Genomic DNA, 19,761 nt, shown 5'->3' with positions numbered 1-19,761 from the left:
AAGGCGCCTCCGGGCGCCTTTTTCGATGGGCGGGCGCATGCGCCTGCGTTCAACGACTACAGGATCCCATGCCGACCACGCCATTTCTCTCTTACGCCCTGGGCCTGCTACTGGCGGCGACGCTTGCCAGCGCTGCGGCCCAGTCGCCCCCAGCCACCGCTGCCACCACCGCCACCGATCCGGCCTATGTCGGGCTGCCGCAGGGCGGCGGCCTCGATGGCGGCATGGTGGCCGAAATTCGCTACGGAAAAACCACGGGCAGCGCGACGCCTGGCGTGACACCGGCCGTGCCGGCAACGCGCATTCCGGGCGCGCTGGCAAGCCTCACGCTCGAAGCCGGCGACGGCGCTCGCAAGGGCCAGCGCCTGCCCTTGACTGTTGGGCAGGTATTCGCCCCCGCGGCGCTCAAGCGCGGCGAGCTGCTGCAGGCGGTGCTGGCCGACGGCAGCACTGTGCCCCTGCAGACCGACATCAAGGCGCGCCATCTCGACGGCTCGGTACGCCACGCGGTCCTGTCGGCGCTCGTTCCCGCGCCCGAACCGGGCAAGCCGCTCGCGCTGGGGCTGGTCAAGGCGACGCGTCCCGACCTGGCAAAGACGGGCCAGGGACACGACGCCAGCCTCGAAGCGCTCCTGCGCGGCGGCACCGACGCCAGGGTGGAGCTGACCCTGGACGGCACGACCTATACCGCGGCCCTGGGCCGCCTGCTGGCCACCTCTGCTCCTACGCTGTGGCTCGACGGCCCGGTGGCGCGCGAATGGCAGGTGGCGGCGCCGCTCGCGGGCCCGGGCGGCCAGCCCCATCCCCACCTGGCGGCACGCTTCGCCGTGCGCTGGTATCCGGCACTGGCCAAGGCGCGTATCGACCTGACGATCGAGAACACCTGGGCGTTTGCGCCCGCACCGCAGAACTTCACGTATGACGTCCGGGTAAGCGTGGACGGCAAGCAGGTCTACGCCAGGAAAGACCTGACGCATTACCACCATGCGCGCTGGCGCAAGCTGTTCTGGACGGGCGATGCGCCCGATGTCCACGTACGGCATGACACCCGCCAGCTGATCGCCTCGCTGGCCCTGCCCAACTACGACCAGTCCATCCAGATCGACGAGCGCACCCTCGCGGGCATGCACGCGCGCTGGACCGGCGCGCAAGTGGAACCGATGGGCATCGGGCTGGCAATGGCGGCCATGCCGACCACCGGAGGCCGGCCCGATATCGGCCTGCTGCCCGCGTGGGCCGCCATCTATCTGCTGGGCATGGACCGCCGTGCCGGCGAGATGACCATCGGGACCGCCACGCTGGCAGGCAGCTGGTCGATGCATTATCGCGACGTGCGCACCGGCTTGCCCGTCAGCCTGCTCGACTTTCCGTACATGACCATCGTCGGCAACCCGGGCGATACCCGCAATCCCGCCACCGGCAAGCAGGAACTGTTCCCCGGCTGCGCAGCGCCCGGCGCCTGCAAGACTCCCTACCAGCACGATATCCCCCACCAGCCCGCGTTCTCCTACCTGCCCTACCTGGTCACTGGCGACTACTACCACCTTGAAGAGCTCCAGTTCTGGGCGATGTACGATGTGTTCTCGTCCAATCCCGGCTACCGCGACAACCGCAAGGGGCTGCTGCGGCCGGAGCAGGTGCGGGGCCAGGCCTGGGCCCTGCGCACGCTCGGCCAGGCCGCCTACATCACGCCCGACGAGCATCGTCTCAAGCGCGACTTCCTGCAACTCCTCGACGCCAACCTGGACTGGTACAACGCAACGTACACGCACAACCCGCAGGCCAATGCGCTGGGTATCATCGTCAACGGCTATGCGCTGGTCTACACCGAGGGGCGCGGCATGGCACCGTGGCAGGACGACTTCTTCACGGCGGCAGTTGGTCATCTGGCCGAACTCGGTTTCGCCAAGGCGCGCGAGCTGCTGGTGTGGAAGGCAAGGTTTCCGGTCTCGCGCATGACCGGCAAGGGCATGTGCTGGATCAGCGGGGCCATGTACAGCATGAACGTGCGCGCCAGCGCGGCGGCGCCTTTCTATCCGGCCATCGGCGAAGCCTATCGTGCCAGCATTGCGCCCGAACTGCGCGAACTGCCCTGTGCGGGGTCCGACATGGCGCAAGCGCTCAAGCTGCGCACGGGCGAGATGACCGGCTATTCGTCGGGCGACAGCGGCTTTCCGTCGAATATGCAGCCGGCCCTGGCCTATGCGGCCGACGTGCTGGGCGAGGATGGGTTAAAGGCCTGGCGCCAGTTCATGGCGCGCAGCGTCAAGCCCGACTATGGCAGCGGGCCGCAGTTCGCCATCGTGCCTCGCTGACGGCTATTGCCCCGCCAGGAAGTCCAGCAGCGTGAGCGCCACCACCTTGGTGGCGCGCCGCAAGTCTTCCAGCTGCAGGTGCTCGTCGGCCTTTTTCGCATTCGATTCTGGCACCGTGCGCGGACCGGCCCCATACAGCACCGCCGGGATGCCGCGCTCGCCGTACAGGCGCGCATCCGCATACAGGGGCGTGCCCTGCGCCGGAATATCTTCGCCCATGATGGCGCGACCGTGACGCTGGATGCTGGCCACCAGCTGGTCCGACCCCGGCAGCGGGCGCAGCGCATGCGACAGCAGCAGGCGCCGGATCTCGAGCCGGATGCCGGGCATGCCGGCCACGGCGTCCTCGACCAGCGCCCGCACCTGCGCCTCGACCGCGACCGGGTCTTCTTCGGGAATCATGCGGCGGTCCATCTTCATGACCACCCTGCCCGGCACCACGTTGGTATTGGTGCCGCCATCGATGCGGCCAACCAGCATCGTGGGCGAATCGATGCCTGGAACTTGCGACTTGATCTTCTTGAGCTCCGGCAGCTGGCCATAGATCGCGTTCAGGATGCGGGTGGCCGCCTGCAGCGCATCGACCGCGGTCTCGGGCATGGCGCCGTGGCCGGCCTTGCCGTGCACCGTCAGCTCCAGCTGCAGGCAGGCGTTATGGGCGGTGACGATGTGATAGCTGAAGCCCGCGGCGATGACGTAATCGGGCCTGCTCAAGCCGTTTTCGAGCAGCCAGCAGGGACCGAGCAGGCCGCCGAATTCCTCGTCGTAGGTGAAGTGCAGTTCGAGCGCGCCCTGGAGCGCGACGCCAAGCGCTTCCAGCGCGCGCACGGCAAATACATAGGTGGCGAAATCGCCCTTCGATACGGCGGTGGCGCGGCCGTAGATGGCGCCGTCGACGATCTCGGCGCCATACGGCGGATGACTCCAGCCTTCGCCCGGCGGCACCACGTCGCCATGCGCGTTCAGCGCCAGCGTCGGGCCGCCGTCGGCGTAGCGGCGGCGCACGATCAGGTTGGTGATGCTCTCCATGCCGTAGGCGCGCACCTGCGCTTCGGGCACGGCATGCTGCTCGGCGGTCCAGCCATAGGCGTGCAGCATGCCGGCCACCGCCTGCGCATGCGGTGCGTTATTGCCCGGCGGGGTATCGGTCGGAATGCGTACAACCTGCTGCAAAAAGGCCACTTCTTCGTCGAAGTGCTGGTCGATCCAGGCCAGCAGCCGTTCCTGATGTTGCGTGTTCATGGCTTGTTCCCCGCTCATGGTTGTCCCGTCGTGGCGCCGGCCTCGAACCAGGCGCCGATCTGCGCCCGCTCGGCCTCGGTCATGTTGGTCAGGTTCGCCAGCGGCATCGCCTTGACCTGCACCGTCTGCTGGTAAATGCGCAGCGCGTTGCGGCTCACCAGTTCTGGCGTGTCCAGCATGACGCCCGCCGGTGCCGTGGCAAAGCCCGGCTGGGTCGGCTGCTGCGCGTGACAAGACACGCAGCGCTGGTCGATGATGGTGCGCACTTCGGCGAAGCGCGCGGCCGCGTCCGCTGGCGCCGGCGCGCCCGCCTGCAGCGGGGCCCTGGGCGCGATCGCCACCGCCAGTCCCAGCAACAGCGCCACGCCCGCCGCCGGATACTTCCATTCGATGCGGCCCCGGTGGCGCAGGTTGAAGAAGTGGCGGATCAGCACACCGGCCGCCATGATCACGCCCAGCACCGCCCACGCATGCTCATGGCCGTAGGTCATCGCATAGTGGTTGCTGATCATGATGAACAGCACCGGCAGCGTGAAGTAGTTGTTATGCACGCTGCGCTGCTTGGCCTTGATGCCGTGGATCGGGTCGGGCTGTTGGCCCGAGGTCAAGGCCTTGACCATCTTGCGCTGGCCGGGGATGATCAGCATCGCCACATTTGCCACCATCATGGTGCCGATCATCGCGCCCACGTGCAGGTAGGCGGCGCGGCCGCTCAGGAGCGTGCCCAGCACGTAGCTGCTGGCCACCAAAAAGGCGAAGATGGTCAGGCCGAAGGCCAGGTCGTGCTTGCCCAGCGGTGAGCGGCACAGCAGGTCGTAGACGAGCCAGCCCAGCACCAGGCTGGCCAGGCCGATGCCGACCGCCTGCCCGCTACCCAGGTCCGCGACGCTGCGGTCGACCATCATGGCCTGCGCATTGAGGTAGTAGACGATGACCAGCAGCGCGAAGCCGGAGATCCAGGTGGAATACGCTTCCCACTTGAACCAGTGCAGTTCCTGCGGCAGTGCGCTTGGCGCCACCAGGTATTTCTGCGGATTGTAGAAACCGCCGCCATGCACCGCCCACAGCTCGCCGGCCACCCCTTTCCGGGCCAGCTCGGAGCCGGGCGCGGGCGGGCGGATGGTGTTGTCGAGCCAGACGAAATAAAACGACGCACCGATCCAGGCGATGCCGGTGATGATGTGCAGCCAGCGCAGCAGCAGGTTGAACCATTCGAGCACATACGGCCCGAGATATCCGAAAACGTCCATGGGGCTTCCTGGTTGGCGGTATCCCTCGACAATACGGGATTTCCATTTCTGCAACATGAAAACTGGCGTATATTCGACATAACCAGTTTGATATAGCCGTGTAGATATAATCCGTTGAAAGCGCATCGATGTCCAGCCTGCCCCAGCACCTCGACCTGCACCTGATCCGCATCCTGTACCTGCTGCTGGTCGAAAAGAACGTGTCGCGCGTGGCCCTCAAGCTGAACCAGCCGCAGCCTTCGATCTCGGCCTCGCTGCGCAAGCTGCGCGAGCTGACCGGCGATCCGCTGCTGGTGCGTGGCGCGCGCGGCATGGTGCCGACCCAGCATGGCGAGAGCCTGCTCGAGCCGGCCAAGCGCATCCTCGACGAAACCGAGAACCTGTTCATGCGCAAGTCGCCCTTCGTGCCGGAACAGGCCAGGCGCACCTTCCACATCGCCGCGCCAGACTACCTCGACACCCAGTTCCTGCCCAATGTGGTGGCAGCGCTGCGCCAGGGTGCGCCCGGCAGCAAGCTGGTGTTCCATAGCCTGGGGCCCGGCGTGGATTACCTGCGCATGCTTTCCGATGGCGAGATGGACCTGGTGATCGCCAACTGGGACGAGCCGCCTGCGCACCTGCACATCTCGAAGCTGTTCGAAGACCCGATCATCTGCACCATGCGCGCCGACAGCCCGTATGCGCGCCGCACCGCCGCCGACGCCATGACCATCGAGGATTATCTCGGCCTGCCGCACGTGGCGCCCTCGCAGATGCTGCCGGGCTACCACGGCGTGATCGACGCCTGGCTGGAGCGCCACGGCATGCAGCGCAAGGTTGCCGTCGAATCGCCCTATTTCGGCGTGATTCCCTACATGCTGACCCAGAGTGACCTGGTGCTGACCACCGGTCGCCAGTTCATCCGCTTCTACGAGCGTATCCTGCCGCTGAAGAGTTTCACGGTGCCGATCAAGTTTCCGCCGATGCGCTTCTACCAGCTCTGGCACCAGCGCGTGCACCAGTCGACCGAGCACAAATGGCTGCGCGACCAGGTGAGCGCCGCCGCGCGCGCGCTGGTAGCGAAGTAAGCGCAATACTGGCTATGCGAGCCAGCGTATAAGCTGATGGGGTTGCAGGATTTATCATCCCGGGATTGAATAAGGCCGACCATGACCACCTTGCACGAGCTCAATAGCTGCGACCGCGGCGCCTTCGTCGCGTCCTTGCGCGGCATCTACGAACATTCGCCCTGGATCGCCGAGTGCGCGTGCGTGCTGCGCCCGTTCGCCAGCCTGGCCGCGCTCAAGCAGGCGCTGCAGGCAGTGGTGACGCTGGCGCCGCGAGAGCAGCAGCTGGCCCTGCTGCGTGCCCATCCGGAACTGGCCGGCAAGGCGGCGGTCGCCGGCGAACTCACCGCCGAATCCACCGGCGAACAGGCCGCCTCGGGCCTGGACCGCTGCAGCATCGACGAGTACGCCCTGCTGCAGCAACTCAATGCCACCTACAAGGACAAGTTCGGCTTTCCCTTCATCCTCGCCGTCAAGGGTCCGACCGGCAAGGGCCTGACGCGCGCCGCCATCATCGAGACCTTCGCGCGCCGCCTGAGAAACCAGCCTGCCGACGAACTGGCCGAATGCCTGCGCCAGGTGCATCGCATCGCCGAGATCCGCCTCAACGAACTGCTCGGCGTGCAGCACCTGTTCGGACCGCAGGTCATGGCCTGGGCCGAGCAGCTTGGCGCCATCAGCGACAGTCCGGACGTCCTTACCTGCGCCTACCTGACGCCGGCGCACCAGCGCACCGCTGCGCAGCTGCTCCAGTGGATGCGCGAGGCGGGCATGGATGCCCACATCGACGCCGTCGGCAACGTGGTAGGACGCTACGCGGCGGCGCAGCCCGAGGCAAAAACCCTGCTCACCGGCTCGCACTACGACACCGTGCGCAACGGCGGCAAATACGATGGCCGGCTCGGCATCCTGCTGCCGATTGCCCTGGCCCGCCACCTGGCGCAGCGCGGCGAACGCCTGCCCTTCCACCTCGAGGTGATCGGCTTTGCCGAAGAAGAAGGCGTGCGCTTTCGCAGCACCTTCCTGGGCAGCAGCGCCGTTACCGGGCGCTTTAGTCCCATCCTGCTCGAGCAGCACGACAGCGAAGGCGTGAGCATGCGCGAAGCCCTCGTCGCGGCAGGCCACGATCCGGCGGCGATCGCCGGCATTGCACGCGACCCGGCGGCACTGCTCGGCTTTGTCGAAGTGCATATCGAACAGGGACCGGTGCTGCTCGAGCGCGGACTGCCGGTCGGCGTGGTCACCGCGATCGCTGGCAGTTCGCGCTACCTGGTCGAACTGGGGGGCGTGGCCAGCCACGCCGGCACCACCCCGATGGGCATGCGGCGCGATGCCGCCGCCGCCGCCGCCGAGATCGTGCTGCTGGTCGAGGCGCGCTGCGCCGGACGCGGCTCGCTGGTGGGCACGGTCGGCCAGCTCGAGGTGCCATCCGGCTCGGTCAACGTAATCCCCGGCCAGTGCCGGCTCTCGCTCGACATTCGCGCGGCCAGCGACGAAGACCGGCTGGCCGCGGTAGACGAGATCCTGGCCGGCATTAGCGCGATCTGCGCGCGCCGCGGCATCGACGAAAAACTCTGGAAGCTGGTGCAAGCCGATGCCGCGCCCTGCGCGCCGCGCCTGATGGAGCGGCTGGGCCAGGCCATCGAAGCGAGCGGCCTGCCGCGCTACGACCTGTGTTCGGGCGCCGGCCACGACGCCATGCAGATGGCGCAGATCACCGACGTGGCGATGCTGTTCACGCGCTGCGGCAACGGCGGCATCAGCCACAATCCGCTCGAGACCATGACCGCGGACGACGCCGAGATCGCGGGGCAAGTGCTGCTCGCCTTCTTGCGCGAACTGTCACCATGACTAATGGCACATGCGCTCGGCGCGCCCTGCCCCGACCATGCCTGGACGCGGCCTTAACGAGGACATTCGCGTCGTGGTGTGGCCGTGCAGGCGGCGCCGGTCGCCGCGTGCGGATCAGCTTTGCTTGGTCCCGTGGCGCAGCAGCGACAGGATGACCAGCGCGAACAGCGCACTGAGCACCGCGGTCGCCTCGCGCCCCATGCCGGCGGCAATGCCAACCGCCGCGGTCAGCCAGACGCTGGCGGCCGTGGTCACGCCCCGGATGTCGTTCTTGCTGGAGTGCTTCATGATTGCGCCGGCGCCAATGAAGCCGATGCCAGCGGTCACGCCCTGCAAGACCCGCGACATGTCGCCCAGCTGCATGCCGGCCTGCAGCGGGATCAGCACGAACAGCGCCGCGCCGAGCGAGACCAGCATGTGGGTACGCAGGCCGGCCGACGCGCCCACGGTCTCGCGTTCATAGCCCAGTATGCCGCCCAGCGCCACCGCCACCAGCAGGCGCAGGCACACGCGGGTGATCTCTTCCGGGCTGCCCAGATCTGAAAATTCCTGCAGTATCGTATTCCAGCTGCGCTCCATCCACACCTTGCCATCCTCCCATGTTTGCGCCAAATGATGCCAGCCAAACAAGTTCGGTGTCGCCACGCTCGGCCGTGGCCGCCACCCGGCGCCTCAGGCCACGATGCCGGCGCGCTCCAGCATGGCATGCAGCAGCACGTTGCAGCCGGCTTCCAGGTGGGCCGGTTGCGCGTCTTCGATCTCGTTGTGGCTGATGCCATCCTTGCAGGGCACGAAGATCATGCCCGACGGCGCGACCCGGGCCGCGTAGATGGCGTCGTGGCCGGCGCCGGAGACCACGTCCATCGTCGAATAGCCCAGCTTTTCGGTGGCGGCGCGCACCGCGCCCACGCAGTCCGGGTGGAACGGGCAAGGCGGGTAGTACGACACGCGTTCGAGGTCGATCGCCAGGGCGCTGTCCTGGCGCGTTTTCGCCACAAAGGCGAGCATCTCTTCGTGCATGGTAGTGAGCAGCGCCTCGCTCACGTTGCGCAGGTCGATGCTGAACTTGACCCGCCCCGGGATCACGTTGCGGCTGTTCGGGAACACCTCCACCATGCCGACCGTCCCCCGGCCGTAGGGCGGATAGCGGTTCGCGATCTGCACGACTTCCTGCATGATCACGGTCGCCACCTGCAGCGCATCGCGGCGCAGCGCCATCGGGGTCGGTCCGGCATGCGCTTCCATGCCACACACCACGCAGTCATACCAGGACAGGCCCATTACCGCCGGCACCACCCCGATCACCTTGTCGGCGTCCTCGAGCACCGGGCCCTGCTCGATATGGGTCTCGAAATAGGCGCCGATCGGGTGCCGGCCCGGCACTTCGTCGCCCAGGTAGCCGATGCGTTCGAGTTCGTCGCGCACGCTCTTGCCTTCGGAGTCCAGCGCGGCATAGGCGCTGTCCAGGCTGAAGGCGCCGCAGAACACGCCCGAGCCCATCATCACGGGCACGAAGCGCGACCCTTCCTCGTTGGTCCAGAACGCGACCTCGATCGGGGCTTCGGTCTGGATGTTCATGTCGTTCAGGGTACGCACCACTTCGAGCCCGGCCAGCACGCCATAGTTGCCGTCGAACTTGCCGCCAGTCGGCTGGGTGTCGACGTGGCTGCCGGTAACGATCGGGGGCAAGGCCGGGTTGCGCCCTGCGCGCCGCATGAAGACGTTGCCGATCTGGTCGACCGTGATCGCCAGGCCGGCGTCCCGCGCCCACTGGACGACCAGGTCGCGTCCCTGGCGATCCAGATCGGTCAAGGCCAGGCGCTTGACGCCGCCCTTGGCGGTGGCGCCGATCGCGGCCAGGTCCATCAGCGACGCCCACAGGCGCGCGCCGTCGATGGCGAGCATGCCCTTGTTCAGTTGGTTCATGGTGCTCTTCTCCTGGTTCAGGCGACGGTGGCGGCAAACGCCGGGCGTTCGAGGTAGCGGCCGGCGCCGGGTTCGGCGCGCAGTTCGCCACGCTCGAACACCAGTTTGCCGGCGGCCAAGGTATGGGTCGGGATGCCGCGCACCGTGCGGCCCTCGAACACATTGAAGCCGCCTTTCGAGAACTGGGTCTTGGCCGAGATGGTGCGGGTGCCGTTCGGGTCCCATACCACGATGTCGGCGTCCGCCCCCGGCGCGATGACACCCTTGCGCGGGTAGATATTGAAGATCTGGGCGGCGTTGGTGGAGGTGACGCGCACGAATTCCGATGGCGTGAGCAGGCCGCGGTTGACGCCCGCATCCCAGATCACGGCCATGCGCTCTTCCACGCCGCCGCAGCCGTTCGGGATGCGCGTGAAGTCGTCCTTGCCAGCTGCCTTCTGCTCGGCGCAGAAGGTGCAGTGATCGGTCGCGGTAGTATGCAGGTTGCCGCCGCGCAGGCCCTGCCACAATGCTTGCTGGTGATGCTTGCTCCGGAATGGTGGGCTCATGACGTGGGCACGCGCGAATTCGGGATCGGGGTGGCGGTAGACGCTGTCGTCGATGACCAGGTGGCCAGCCAGCGCTTCGCCGTACACGCGCTGGCCCCTGGCGCGCGCGCGCGCGATGGCGTCGAGCGATTCGGCGCACGACACATGCACGATATACACCGGCGTGCCCAGCACGTTGGCAATCGCGATCGCCCGGTTGGCCGCTTCGGCTTCGACCTCGGGCGGGCGCGAGAGCGGATGGGCTTCGGCGCCGCGGATGCCCTTGGCCAGCAACTCCTGCTGCAACTGGTAGACCAGCTCGCCGTTTTCGGCATGCACGGTTGGCATCGCACCCAGTTCGAGCGCGCGCCGGAAGCTCTTCACCAGGGTTTCGTCGTCGGCCATGATGGCGTTTTTATAGGCCATGAAGTGCTTGAAGCTGTTGACGCCGTGCTCGCGCACCAGCACTCCCATTTCTTCGTGCACCGACGCGTCCCACCAGGTCACGGCGACATGAAAGGTGTAGTCGGCAGCCGATTTCTCGGCCCAGCCGCGCCAGGTATGGAAGGCGTCGAGCAGGGATTGCTGTGGATTCGGAATCACGAAGTCCATGATCGTGGTGGTGCCGCCCGCCAGGCCGGCGGCGGTGCCGGTAAAGAAATCGTCGGCGCTGACAGTGCCCATGAAGGGCAGTTGCATGTGGGTATGGGTGTCGATCCCGCCCGGCATCACGTACTGGCCGCCGGCGTCGATGGTCGAGGCGCCGCTTGGGGCCTCGAGGTTCTCGCCGACCGCCACCACCTTGGCGCCCTCGCACAGCACGTCGGCGCGAAATGCGCGGTCGGCGTTCACCACGGTACCGCCTCGGATCAGGGTCATCATGAAATATCGCTCCTTGGTTCAGGAAGGCCGCGCGGCCAGGACAGGCAGTCGGTGACCCCGCATCATGGCGCCGTAGACGAGCGCCGCAATGGCCACGCCGACGAACCATGCGTAGGTGTAGATGGTTTGGAATGCCACGCCCACATCCGGGAACGATGCCGGGAAGGCCGCGTTCAGGAAACCGGGGATATTGGGCAGCACGCCCAGCACGAAGGCCACGATGGCGGCCATGTTCCAGCCATTCCCGTACGAATAGATGCCGTCGTCGACATACATCTGGGCCACATCGAGCTCGGTCTTGCGCACCAGGTAATAGTCGACGATCAGGATGCCGGCGATCGGCCCAAGCAGCGCCGAATATCCGACCAGCCAGGTGAAGATGTAGTTCTGGGTCGTCTCCAGTATCTTCCAGGGCATCATCACCAGGGCCAGGCCGGCGGTGATATAGCCGCCCATCCGGTAGCTGACCGCGCGCGGCGCCAGCGCCGAAAAGTCATAGGCCGGGCCCACCAGGTTGGCCGCCAGGTTGACGCTGATCGTGTCGATCAGCAGCACGATCAGGGCCACCAGCACCGCGATGCCTTCCATGCGGCTGGCCAGGTCGACCGGGTCCCATAGCGCCTTGCCGTACAAGACCACGGTGGCCGAGGTGACGATGACCGCCAGCGCGGCCAGCAATCCCATCGGCAAGGGCAATCCCACGCTCTGGCCGATGATCTGGTCGCGCTGGGTCTTGGCAAAGCGGGTGAAATCGGGAATATTCAGCGCCAGCGTGGCCCAGAAGCCGATCATGGCCGTGAGCGAAGGCCAGAACACCTGCCAGAACTGCCCTTCTTTCGCGCCGCCCGGCACGAAGGCTGATGGGCGTTCGAGCAAGGGCCCAAAGCCGCCGGCACGCTCGTAGACCCACCACAGCAGCACGAAGCAGATCGCGATCTTCAAGGGCGCGGTATAGGTCTCGAGCTTGCGGATCGAATCGATGCCGTGCACGATGAAATACAGCTGGATTGCCCAGAAGCCCAAAAAGCACAGCAGCTGCGCCAGGTTGATGCCAAGGCCGGCGATGGCCTCGCCGCCGATCGGCGCACCGTTCATCACACCCAGCAGGGTATAGATCATGCTGCCGCCGAACCAGGTCTGGATGCCGTACCAGCCGCAGGCGACGATGGCGCGCATCAGCGCAGGCAGCTTGGCGCCACTGGTGCCGAACGACGTGCGGGCCAGCACCGCGTAGGGAATGCCGTATTTGGTACCGGCGTGACCGATCAGCAGCATCGGCACCAGCACGATGGTGTTGGCCAGAAAAACCGTGTAGACCGCCTGCCAGCCGGACATGCCCGATTCGATCAGGCTGCTCGATAGCGTATAGGCCGGAATGCACATCACCATGCCGATCCACAGCGCCGCGAAGTGGTACCAGCGCCAGGTGCGCTGGGCCGCCGTGGTCGGGGCCAGGTCGGCGTTCCAGAGATCTGAACTTGCGTTGCCCTGCATATCGAACCCTTTTCATCGCTGAAGAAAGATGCAAACAAGCGGTGCGCCATCGAACCGGCGCGTAGCGCCGGGCGCGCGGCCAATCAAGCTACAACCGGCGGCTCCACACGCGGATTCCTCGGATCTTGCGTCCAGTTCATGTACGGCTTTGCGCTGGGCTGCGGCACCATGGTGATGCAGGCCTCTACCGGGCAGGTGATCTCGCACAGGTTGCAGCCTACGCATTCGTGCGTGATCACCTCGTAGCGCCGGTTACCCAATTGGTCCAGCGAACGGCCCACGGCCTGGTGCGAGGTGTCCTCGCAGGCCACATAGCACTTGCCGCACTTGATGCACTTGTCCTGGTCGATCTGCGCGATCACGTGGTAGTTCATGTCCAGGTATTTCCAGTCGGTCGTGTTCGGTACCGCCCGGCCCGAGAACGCGGCGATGCTGGCATAGCCCTGCGTATCCATCCAGCGCGACAGGCCGTCCTTCATCTCTTCGACGATCCGGAAACCATGCAGCATCGCGGCGGTACACACCTGTACCGAGCCGGCGCCCAGCGCGATGAATTCGGCCGCGTCGCGCCAGCTGCCGATGCCGCCGATGCCGGAAATCGGCAGGCCGCGGGTCAGCGGATCGCGCGCGATCTCGGCCACCATGTTCAGTGCGATCGGCTTGACTGCCGAGCCGCAATAGCCGCCGTGGGTGCTGGCATTGCCCACCACCGGAAAGGCCACCATGCGCTCCAGGTCGAGGTGGGTGATCGAGTTGATGGTGTTGATCAGCGAGACGGCGTCCGCCCCGCCGGCCAACGCCGCCCGCGCCGGGGCGCGCACGTCGGTGATGTTCGGGGTGAGCTTGACGATGACCGGCAGGCGCGAATGCTTCTTGCACCAGCCCGTCACCATCTGCACATATTCCGGCACCTGTCCCACCGCCGCCCCCATGCCGCGCTCGGGCATGCCGTGCGGGCAGCCGAAATTGAGTTCGATGCCGTCGGCGCCGGTCGCTTCCACCAGCGGCAGGATCGCCGCCCACAGCGCTTCTTCGCAAGGCAGCATCAGGGACACGATCATGGCACGATCCGGCCAGGCCTTTTTCACCTGGGTGATCTCGCGCAGGTTGATCTCCAGGCTGCGGTCGGTGATCAGCTCGATGTTATTGAAGCCGATCACTTCGCGGTTCTTGCCATAATGGGCCGAATAGCGCGACGAAACATTGACCGCCGGCGGGTCTTCGCCCAGCGTCTTCCATACCACGCCGCCCCACCCGGCCTCGAAGGCGCGCACCACGTTATACGCCTTGTCGGTCGGCGGCGCCGAGGCTAGCCAGAACGGGTTCGGGCTCTTGATGCCGCAGAAATCGATGCTCAGGTCGGCCATGCTGCCTCCGTTGTCGACTGGATGTCCTGGTGGATGCTCAGCGCGGCCAGTTTGCCATGCTGGACCGCCTGCACCGTCAGGTCCTGGCCCGGTGCGACGCAGTCGCCGCCGGCGTAGATGCCGGGCAGCGCGGTGCGAAAGCGCGCATCGATCCAGATACGCTCGCCTTCTTTCGACAGTTCACGCGCAAGCGGCTCGTTCAGGCCGCCATCGTCCATGCTTTGGCCGATGGCCTTGAACACGGCATCGGCGGCAATCTCGAGGGAGCCCGAGGTCGCCACCAGCCGCCCTTGTTCCATGCGGGTCTGTTCGAAACGCATGCCGGTCACGCGGCCGGCGTCATCGAGCAGCACCTCCAGCGGCGCCGCCCAGGTACGGATACGCACGTAATTGGCCTTGGCGATTTCGATCTCGTGGCCGGTGGCGCTCATCGATTCGAGCCCGCGGCGGTAGACCAGGGTCACGTCTTCGGCGCCAAGGCGCTTGATCTGCACCGCCATGTCGATGGCGGTATTGCCCGCGCCAATCACGAGCGCGCGGCGCGGCACCGGCAGCACCGACAGGTCGCTGGCCTGGCGCAGCGCGGCAATGTAGTCCACCGCTGCCATCAGGCCCGGCGCGTTCTCGCCCGTCAGGCCAAGCGAGCGGCTGGCCGCCAGCCCGATGCCCAGGAACACCGCGTCAAAGCGCGTGTGCAGCTCGGCCAGGCTCAGGTTTTCGCCCAGCTTGCGGCCGTATTCGATGTGGATGCCGCCAATCGACAGCAAAAACTCGACCTCGTTGCGCGCAAACTCGCCCGGCAACTTGTACCTGGCGATGCCATATTCGTTCAGGCCACCCGCCTTGGCGCGCGCCTCAAAAACCACTACGTCGTTACCGAGCATGGCCAGCCGGTGCGCGCAGGACAGGCCGGCCGGGCCGGCGCCGACCACGGCAATGAGCTTGCCGGTGGACGCCGCACGCTCGAACGGGTGAGCGGCGAAGCCGGCATGGTCAATGGCATAGCGCTGCAGCAGGCCGATGCGCACCGGCTCGCGCTCGGCGGGGTTGTTGCGCACGCAGGCGTCCTCGCACAGGATCTCGGTGGGACAGACACGGGCACAGCTGCCACCGAAAATATTCGCCTTCAGGATGCCGACCGCCGCACCCGTGAGGTTCTGGTCATGGATGTTCTTGATGAAGCTGGCCACGTCGATGCCGGTCGGACAGGCATTCATGCAGGGAGCGTCGTAGCAGTACAGGCAACGCGCCGCCTCGAGCGCCGCCTGGCGAGCGCTGAAGGGAGGCGCCAGGTCGGTGAACTGCGCCGCGAGCTCGCCGTTCGACCCGCTGGCTGGGGGCAGGTGCTGGAGTGATTCGATCATGAGCATCCTTATGCGATGTGTAGAATCGGCCGGCTTACTTCATCTGGGGAAAGGAGAACTCGGGGCCACTGCTCGCTGCGCTGGTGCTGGGCACTGGCCAGCGCTCCATCACCGCCTTGTGGCGCGTATAGAAACGCACGCCTTCGGGGCCGTAGGCATGGTGGTCGCCGAACAGGCTGCGCTTCCAGCCGCCAAAGCTGTTGAAGGCCATCGGCACCGGCAGCGGCACGTTGACGCCGACCATGCCGACTTCGATCTGGCGCACGAACTCGCGCGCCACGCCGCCGTCGCGCGTGAAGATCGCCACGCCATTGCCGTATTCGTTGGCGTTGATGAGTTTTACCGCGCTGCCGACGTCGGGCAGGCGCACCACGCACAGCACCGGGCCGAAGATCTCTTCCTGGTAGATCGTCATGTCGGGCGTGACATGGTCGAACAAGGTGCCGCCCACGAAGAAGCCTTGTTCACAGCCGCTGACGCTGCAGCCACGGCCATCGACCACCAGGGTGGCGCCTTGCTCGACGCCCTGCCCGATCAGGCGCTCGATGCGTTCCTTGGCGGCGGCGCTGACCACCGGGCCCATTTCCGCGCCTTCGCTCATGCCGTCGCCGATCTTGAGCCGGGCGGTGCGTTCGGCCAGGCCGCTGACCAGGCGGTCGGCCGCGTCGCCGATGGCTACCGCCACCGAGATCGCCATGCAGCGCTCGCCGGCCGAACCGTAGGCCGCGCCGATCAGGGCGTCGACCGCCATGTCCATGTCGGCGTCGGGCATCACCACCATGTGGTTCTTGGCGCCGCCCAGCGCCTGCACCCGCTTGCCGTTGGCACTGCCGCGCGAATAGATGTATTCGGCGATCGGCGTCGAGCCCACGAAGCTGATGGCCTGGATGTCGCGGTGTTCCAGCAGCGCGTCGACTGCCACCTTGTCGCCCTGGATCACGTTGAACACGCCATCTGGCAGGCCGGCTTGCTGGAGCAGGCGCGCATGCAGCAGCGACGGCGACGGGTCGCGCTCGGACGGCTTCAGGACAAACGTATTGCCGCACGCAATCGCGACCGGGAACATCCACATCGGCACCATCACCGGGAAATTAAACGGGGTGATGCCAGCCACCACGCCCAGGGGCTGGCGCATCGACCAGGCATCGATGCCGCGCGCGATCTGGTCGGAAAATTCGCCCTTGAGCAGGTGCGGAATGCCGACCGCGAACTCGACGATCTCGATGCCGCGCGCGACTTCTCCTTGCGCGTCGGCGAAGGTCTTGCCATGCTCGCGCGTGATCAGCGCCGCGAATTCATCGGTGTGCTGCTGGCACAGCTCCAGGTACCTGAACAGGACGCGGGCGCGCGCCAGCGGCGGGGTGGCGGCCCAGGCCGGAAAGGCGGCGCGCGCCGCCGCCACCGCCGCGTCGACGTCGCGCGGCTCGGCCAGCGCCACCCGCGCGCAGGGCTCGCCCCGTGCCGGATTGAAGACATCGAGCTGGCGCGTGCCTTCGCGATGGGCCTGCTGGCCGTTGATGAAATGCGAAATGATCGTCATGGGGTCAGTCCAGGTTCTTGAGTACGTTGGCCAGCTTGCCGAACAGTTCGTCGATATGCTGCTTGGTGAGGACCAGCGGCGGTGACAGTGCGATGATGTCGCCCGTTACGCGGATCAGGATGCCGTCAGCGAAGGCCTGCTTGAAGGCGCTGAAGGCACGCGCGCCCGGCTTGCCGGCGATGGGTTCGAGTTCGATCCCGGCCACCAGGCCGATCGAGCGGATATCGATCACGTGCGGCAGGCCGCGCAGCGCATGCAGCGCGTCTTCGAAATAGGGCTGCACGCTGGCGGCGTTCTCGACGATGCCCTGTTCGCGCAAGACTTCGAGCGTGGCGATCGCTGCCGCGCAGGCCAGCGGGTGGCCCGAATAGGTATATCCGTGAAACAGTTCGATGCCGGCCGGCGCGTCCATGAAGGCATCGTGGATGAAGCGCTTGGTAAACACCGCGCCCATCGGCACCACGCCATTGGTCAGGCCCTTGGCGGCGGTCATCATGTCCGGCTCGACGCCAAAATAGTCGCTGGCGAACGGCGTCGCCAGGCGGCCAAAGCCGGTGATGACTTCGTCGAAGATCAACAGGATGCCATGCTTGTCGCAGATCTCGCGCAGGCGCTTGAGATAACCTTTCGGCGGCACCAGCACGCCGGTGGAACCGGCCACCGGCTCGATGATCACGGCGGCGATGGTGGAGGCGTCGTGCAGCGTCACCAGCCGTTCCAGCTCGTCGGCCAGCTCGGCGCCAAATTCGGGCTCGCCGCGCGTGAACGCGTTTTTTGCCAGGTTGTGGGTATGCGGCAGGTGGTCCACGCCCGGCAGCAGCGGGCCGAAGCTCTTGCGGTTGTTGCCGATGCCGCCTACCGACAGGCCGCCGAAACCGACGCCATGGTAGCCACGCTCGCGGCCGATCAGGCGCGTGCGTCCGCCCTCGCCGCGCGCCCGGTGGTAGGCCAGCGCCATCTTGAGCGCGGTGTCCACCGCTTCCGAGCCCGAGTTGGTATAGAACACGTGGCCGAACTTGTGGCCGGTGTACTCCATGAGCTGCTCGGCCAGGTCGAAGGCGGCCGGGTGCCCCATCTGGAAGGTGGGCGCAAAGTCTAGCTGGCCGACCATCTGGCTGACCGCCTGCGTGATGCGCGGCTGGGCATGGCCGCAGGGCACGCACCACAGGCCGGCGGTACCGTCGAGGATGCGATTGCCATCGACGTCCTGGTAATACATCCCCTCGCTCGACACCAAGAGGCGCGGATTGGCCTTGAAGTCGCGGTTATTGGTGAAGGGCATCCAAAACGATGACATCGACTTGGGCATGGATTCGTTCATGCGACTCTCCCCGCCATGGTGGCGAAAATTTTTACCAGTTGGCAAAATATTGATCAATAATAGTCAGCAAGGCAACACCGGCACAGATACACCAAGGGCACAACCGACCAATCGTATTGGTAGCATAACCTGTACAGTTGACACACCCGAGGAGCGGAGCGGCGACGATGGAAGCAGCTGTCTTGACAGAGCAAATGCCTTGCGATGGGTCCGGCAGCTGGCCGCTGCTGGCGATCGACCGCAGCAGACGCGCCAGCCTGGTCGACCAGATCGTCGGGGCGATCTCGACGATGGTAAACGAGCGTCAGCTTGGTGCCGGCACGAAAATGCCTTCGGTTAGACAATTCGCAAAGATCAATCACGTCAGCACTTACACCGTGGTCGACGCCTATGAGCGGCTGCACCAGCGCGGGCTGCTTTGTTCGCGCCGCGGATCGGGCTTTTTCGTCAACCGCAATCCGTCCCAGGCGCCCTGTACGCCCGCCGCCGCCCCGCCCGGCCTGCAATCGGAGAGCGACGCGCTGGCCCCCGATTTGTACTCGGGCCTGGGCGACGCCCTGCCGGTCGGGGCCGGCTGGCTGCCGCCCGAATGGTATGGCGAGAACACCCTGCTCGACGCGGTTCGCCACGCGCTGAAGATCCCGGCCGGCCGCCTGCGCGGCTATGGCCATCCGCTCGGCTTTCCTTCGCTGCGCCAATACCTGGCCTCGCACCTGTCGGGCGAACTGTTCGACGTCGAGCCCGACCAGGTGCTGCTTACCCACGGCGCCACCCACGCCTTCGACCTGGTTTTGCGCACCCTGACCCGCCCGGGCGACGTGGTGCTGGTGGAAGACCCGGGCTATGGCAACCTGCTGTCGCTGGTGCGCCATCACGGCTGCATCCCGGTCGGCATCGCGCGCGGCGAAGCGGGACTCGACATGGAAGAGCTGGCGCGCCAGGCAGCGGCGCTCGGCCCCAAGCTCATGCTGGTCAACACGGTGCTGCACAATCCGCTCGGCACGTCGCTCTCGCAAGCACAGGCACACCGCCTGCTGGCCCTGGCCGAGCAATTCGACTTCTGGCTGGTAGAAGACGACATCTACCGCGAACTGGCGGCTCCAGGCGACGCCTCGCTGGCCGCCATGGACGGGCTGCGCCGGGTGATCCGGGTCGGCAGCTTTTCCAAGACCCTGTCGCCGGTGCTGCGGGTCGGTTCGCTGTGCGCGTCGCGCTCGCTGGTGCCGGAACTGCTGCGCGTGAAGATGCTGACCGGGCTGACCACCTCCGAGATCAACGAGCGTGCGGTGTTCGACGCCATCAGCGCGCGCGGCTACCGGCGCATGGTCGAGCGCTTGAGCGTGCAGCTGGGCGATGCGCGCGAACGCTCACTCGAAGCGCTGGGCAGCGTCGGCTTGCACCCGCTGGCGCGCCCGCGCGGCGGCATGTTCGTCAGCGCCGGCTGGCCTGCGGCGCCAGGTGCCGAGGGCCGCACTGGCCGCACCGTCGCCGACGCCGCATTGAAGTCGGGCATCCTGCTGGCGCCCGGCGAATTCTTCACCCAGCGCGTTCCAGAGCGGATCTGGTTTCGTTTTAATGCCGCCTATGCGGCCAACCCGCAACTGCTGGCCTTCCTGCGCACGCAAGGCTGAGGAAT

General features: G+C 66.4%; 14 protein-coding genes. 4 read left to right on the top strand and 10 right to left on the bottom strand.

Features of this window, described 5'->3' with window-relative positions; genetic code table 11:
- Positions 1-68: 68 nt before the first annotated feature.
- Complete coding sequence (locus NRS07_RS05745; protein ID WP_259211741.1) at positions 69-2,315, top strand: hypothetical protein; 2,247 nt, start codon at positions 69-71, stop codon at positions 2,313-2,315.
- A gap of 3 nt (positions 2,316-2,318) precedes the next feature.
- On the opposite strand, the gene NRS07_RS05740 is transcribed toward NRS07_RS05745, so the two are convergent.
- Both NRS07_RS05740 and NRS07_RS05735 read right to left on the bottom strand, forming a co-directional pair.
- Complete coding sequence (locus NRS07_RS05740) at positions 2,319-3,557, bottom strand: M20/M25/M40 family metallo-hydrolase (protein WP_259211739.1); 1,239 nt, start codon at positions 3,555-3,557, stop codon at positions 2,319-2,321.
- Between the two features lie 14 nt (positions 3,558-3,571).
- Positions 3,572-4,807, bottom strand: coding sequence for a urate hydroxylase PuuD (locus NRS07_RS05735; RefSeq protein WP_259211738.1), 1,236 nt, complete (start codon positions 4,805-4,807; stop codon positions 3,572-3,574).
- Positions 4,808-4,935: 128 nt separating this feature from the next.
- Between NRS07_RS05735 and NRS07_RS05730 the strand changes: the two genes are divergently transcribed.
- Together NRS07_RS05730 and NRS07_RS05725 are read left to right on the top strand one after the other, a co-directional pair.
- Positions 4,936-5,874 (top strand): LysR substrate-binding domain-containing protein, encoded by a 939-nt coding sequence (locus NRS07_RS05730; protein ID WP_259211736.1) that lies wholly within the window; start codon positions 4,936-4,938, stop codon positions 5,872-5,874.
- An 81-nt stretch (positions 5,875-5,955) separates the two neighbouring features.
- The gene (locus NRS07_RS05725) at positions 5,956-7,704 is read left to right on the top strand and encodes an allantoate amidohydrolase (protein ID WP_259211735.1); all 1,749 of its coding nucleotides are present in this window, start codon (positions 5,956-5,958) and stop codon (positions 7,702-7,704) included.
- 114 nt (positions 7,705-7,818) lie between these two features.
- Here NRS07_RS05725 and NRS07_RS05720 read toward each other — a convergent pair whose 3' ends face one another.
- The 8 genes from NRS07_RS05720 to NRS07_RS05685 form a co-directional block, all read right to left on the bottom strand.
- A complete protein-coding gene (locus NRS07_RS05720; protein ID WP_259213028.1) occupies positions 7,819-8,283 on the bottom strand; it encodes an MgtC/SapB family protein in 465 nt (154 codons plus the stop codon).
- A 93-nt stretch (positions 8,284-8,376) separates the two neighbouring features.
- Positions 8,377-9,630 carry a Zn-dependent hydrolase gene (locus NRS07_RS05715; protein WP_259211734.1) on the bottom strand — a complete coding sequence of 418 codons (1,254 nt, stop codon included), beginning with the start codon at positions 9,628-9,630 and terminating at the stop codon, positions 8,377-8,379.
- A gap of 17 nt (positions 9,631-9,647) precedes the next feature.
- Complete coding sequence (gene hydA / locus NRS07_RS05710) at positions 9,648-11,039, bottom strand: dihydropyrimidinase (protein WP_259211733.1); 1,392 nt, start codon at positions 11,037-11,039, stop codon at positions 9,648-9,650.
- An 18-nt stretch (positions 11,040-11,057) separates the two neighbouring features.
- On the bottom strand, positions 11,058-12,533 hold the full coding sequence (locus NRS07_RS05705) for an NCS1 family nucleobase:cation symporter-1 (protein ID WP_259211732.1): 1,476 nt from the start codon (positions 12,531-12,533) through the stop codon (positions 11,058-11,060).
- A gap of 83 nt (positions 12,534-12,616) precedes the next feature.
- On the bottom strand, positions 12,617-13,900 hold the full coding sequence (preA, locus tag NRS07_RS05700; RefSeq protein WP_259211731.1) for an NAD-dependent dihydropyrimidine dehydrogenase subunit PreA: 1,284 nt from the start codon (positions 13,898-13,900) through the stop codon (positions 12,617-12,619).
- A complete protein-coding gene (locus NRS07_RS05695) occupies positions 13,888-15,264 on the bottom strand; it encodes an NAD(P)-dependent oxidoreductase (RefSeq protein WP_259211729.1) in 1,377 nt (458 codons plus the stop codon). Before NRS07_RS05695 ends, preA begins: the two co-directional genes overlap by 13 nt.
- A gap of 34 nt (positions 15,265-15,298) precedes the next feature.
- The gene (locus tag NRS07_RS05690) at positions 15,299-16,804 is read right to left on the bottom strand and encodes a CoA-acylating methylmalonate-semialdehyde dehydrogenase (protein ID WP_259211727.1); all 1,506 of its coding nucleotides are present in this window, start codon (positions 16,802-16,804) and stop codon (positions 15,299-15,301) included.
- A gap of 4 nt (positions 16,805-16,808) precedes the next feature.
- The gene (locus NRS07_RS05685; protein WP_259211725.1) at positions 16,809-18,125 is read right to left on the bottom strand and encodes an aspartate aminotransferase family protein; all 1,317 of its coding nucleotides are present in this window, start codon (positions 18,123-18,125) and stop codon (positions 16,809-16,811) included.
- A gap of 182 nt (positions 18,126-18,307) precedes the next feature.
- On the opposite strand from NRS07_RS05685, the gene NRS07_RS05680 reads away from it, so the two are divergent.
- Positions 18,308-19,756 carry a PLP-dependent aminotransferase family protein gene (locus NRS07_RS05680; RefSeq protein WP_307729921.1) on the top strand — a complete coding sequence of 483 codons (1,449 nt, stop codon included), beginning with the start codon at positions 18,308-18,310 and terminating at the stop codon, positions 19,754-19,756.
- The last annotated feature ends 5 nt before the right edge of the window (positions 19,757-19,761 follow it).

Source organism: Massilia sp. H6 (assembly GCF_024802625.1).
GTDB lineage: Bacteria > Pseudomonadota > Gammaproteobacteria > Burkholderiales > Burkholderiaceae_D > Telluria.
Note: the sequence above shows the minus strand (reverse complement) of the source record. Positions and strands in the feature narration are given on the sequence as shown.

What these genes read in the sequence shown, in the direction of transcription:
- NRS07_RS05745 (WP_259211741.1), top strand. Translation starts at nt 69, where the DNA reads ATGCCGACCACGCCATTTCTCTCTTACGCCCTGGGCCTGCTACTGGCG.
- NRS07_RS05740 (WP_259211739.1), bottom strand. Translation starts at nt 3,557, where the DNA reads ATGAACACGCAACATCAGGAACGGCTGCTGGCCTGGATCGACCAGCAC.
- NRS07_RS05735 (WP_259211738.1), bottom strand. Translation starts at nt 4,807, where the DNA reads ATGGACGTTTTCGGATATCTCGGGCCGTATGTGCTCGAATGGTTCAAC.
- NRS07_RS05730 (WP_259211736.1), top strand. Translation starts at nt 4,936, where the DNA reads ATGTCCAGCCTGCCCCAGCACCTCGACCTGCACCTGATCCGCATCCTG.
- NRS07_RS05725 (WP_259211735.1), top strand. Translation starts at nt 5,956, where the DNA reads ATGACCACCTTGCACGAGCTCAATAGCTGCGACCGCGGCGCCTTCGTC.
- NRS07_RS05720 (WP_259213028.1), bottom strand. Translation starts at nt 8,283, where the DNA reads ATGGAGCGCAGCTGGAATACGATACTGCAGGAATTTTCAGATCTGGGC.
- NRS07_RS05715 (WP_259211734.1), bottom strand. Translation starts at nt 9,630, where the DNA reads ATGAACCAACTGAACAAGGGCATGCTCGCCATCGACGGCGCGCGCCTG.
- hydA (WP_259211733.1), bottom strand. Translation starts at nt 11,039, where the DNA reads ATGATGACCCTGATCCGAGGCGGTACCGTGGTGAACGCCGACCGCGCA.
- NRS07_RS05705 (WP_259211732.1), bottom strand. Translation starts at nt 12,533, where the DNA reads ATGCAGGGCAACGCAAGTTCAGATCTCTGGAACGCCGACCTGGCCCCG.
- preA (WP_259211731.1), bottom strand. Translation starts at nt 13,900, where the DNA reads ATGGCCGACCTGAGCATCGATTTCTGCGGCATCAAGAGCCCGAACCCG.
- NRS07_RS05695 (WP_259211729.1), bottom strand. Translation starts at nt 15,264, where the DNA reads ATGATCGAATCACTCCAGCACCTGCCCCCAGCCAGCGGGTCGAACGGC.
- NRS07_RS05690 (WP_259211727.1), bottom strand. Translation starts at nt 16,804, where the DNA reads ATGACGATCATTTCGCATTTCATCAACGGCCAGCAGGCCCATCGCGAA.
- NRS07_RS05685 (WP_259211725.1), bottom strand. Translation starts at nt 18,125, where the DNA reads ATGAACGAATCCATGCCCAAGTCGATGTCATCGTTTTGGATGCCCTTC.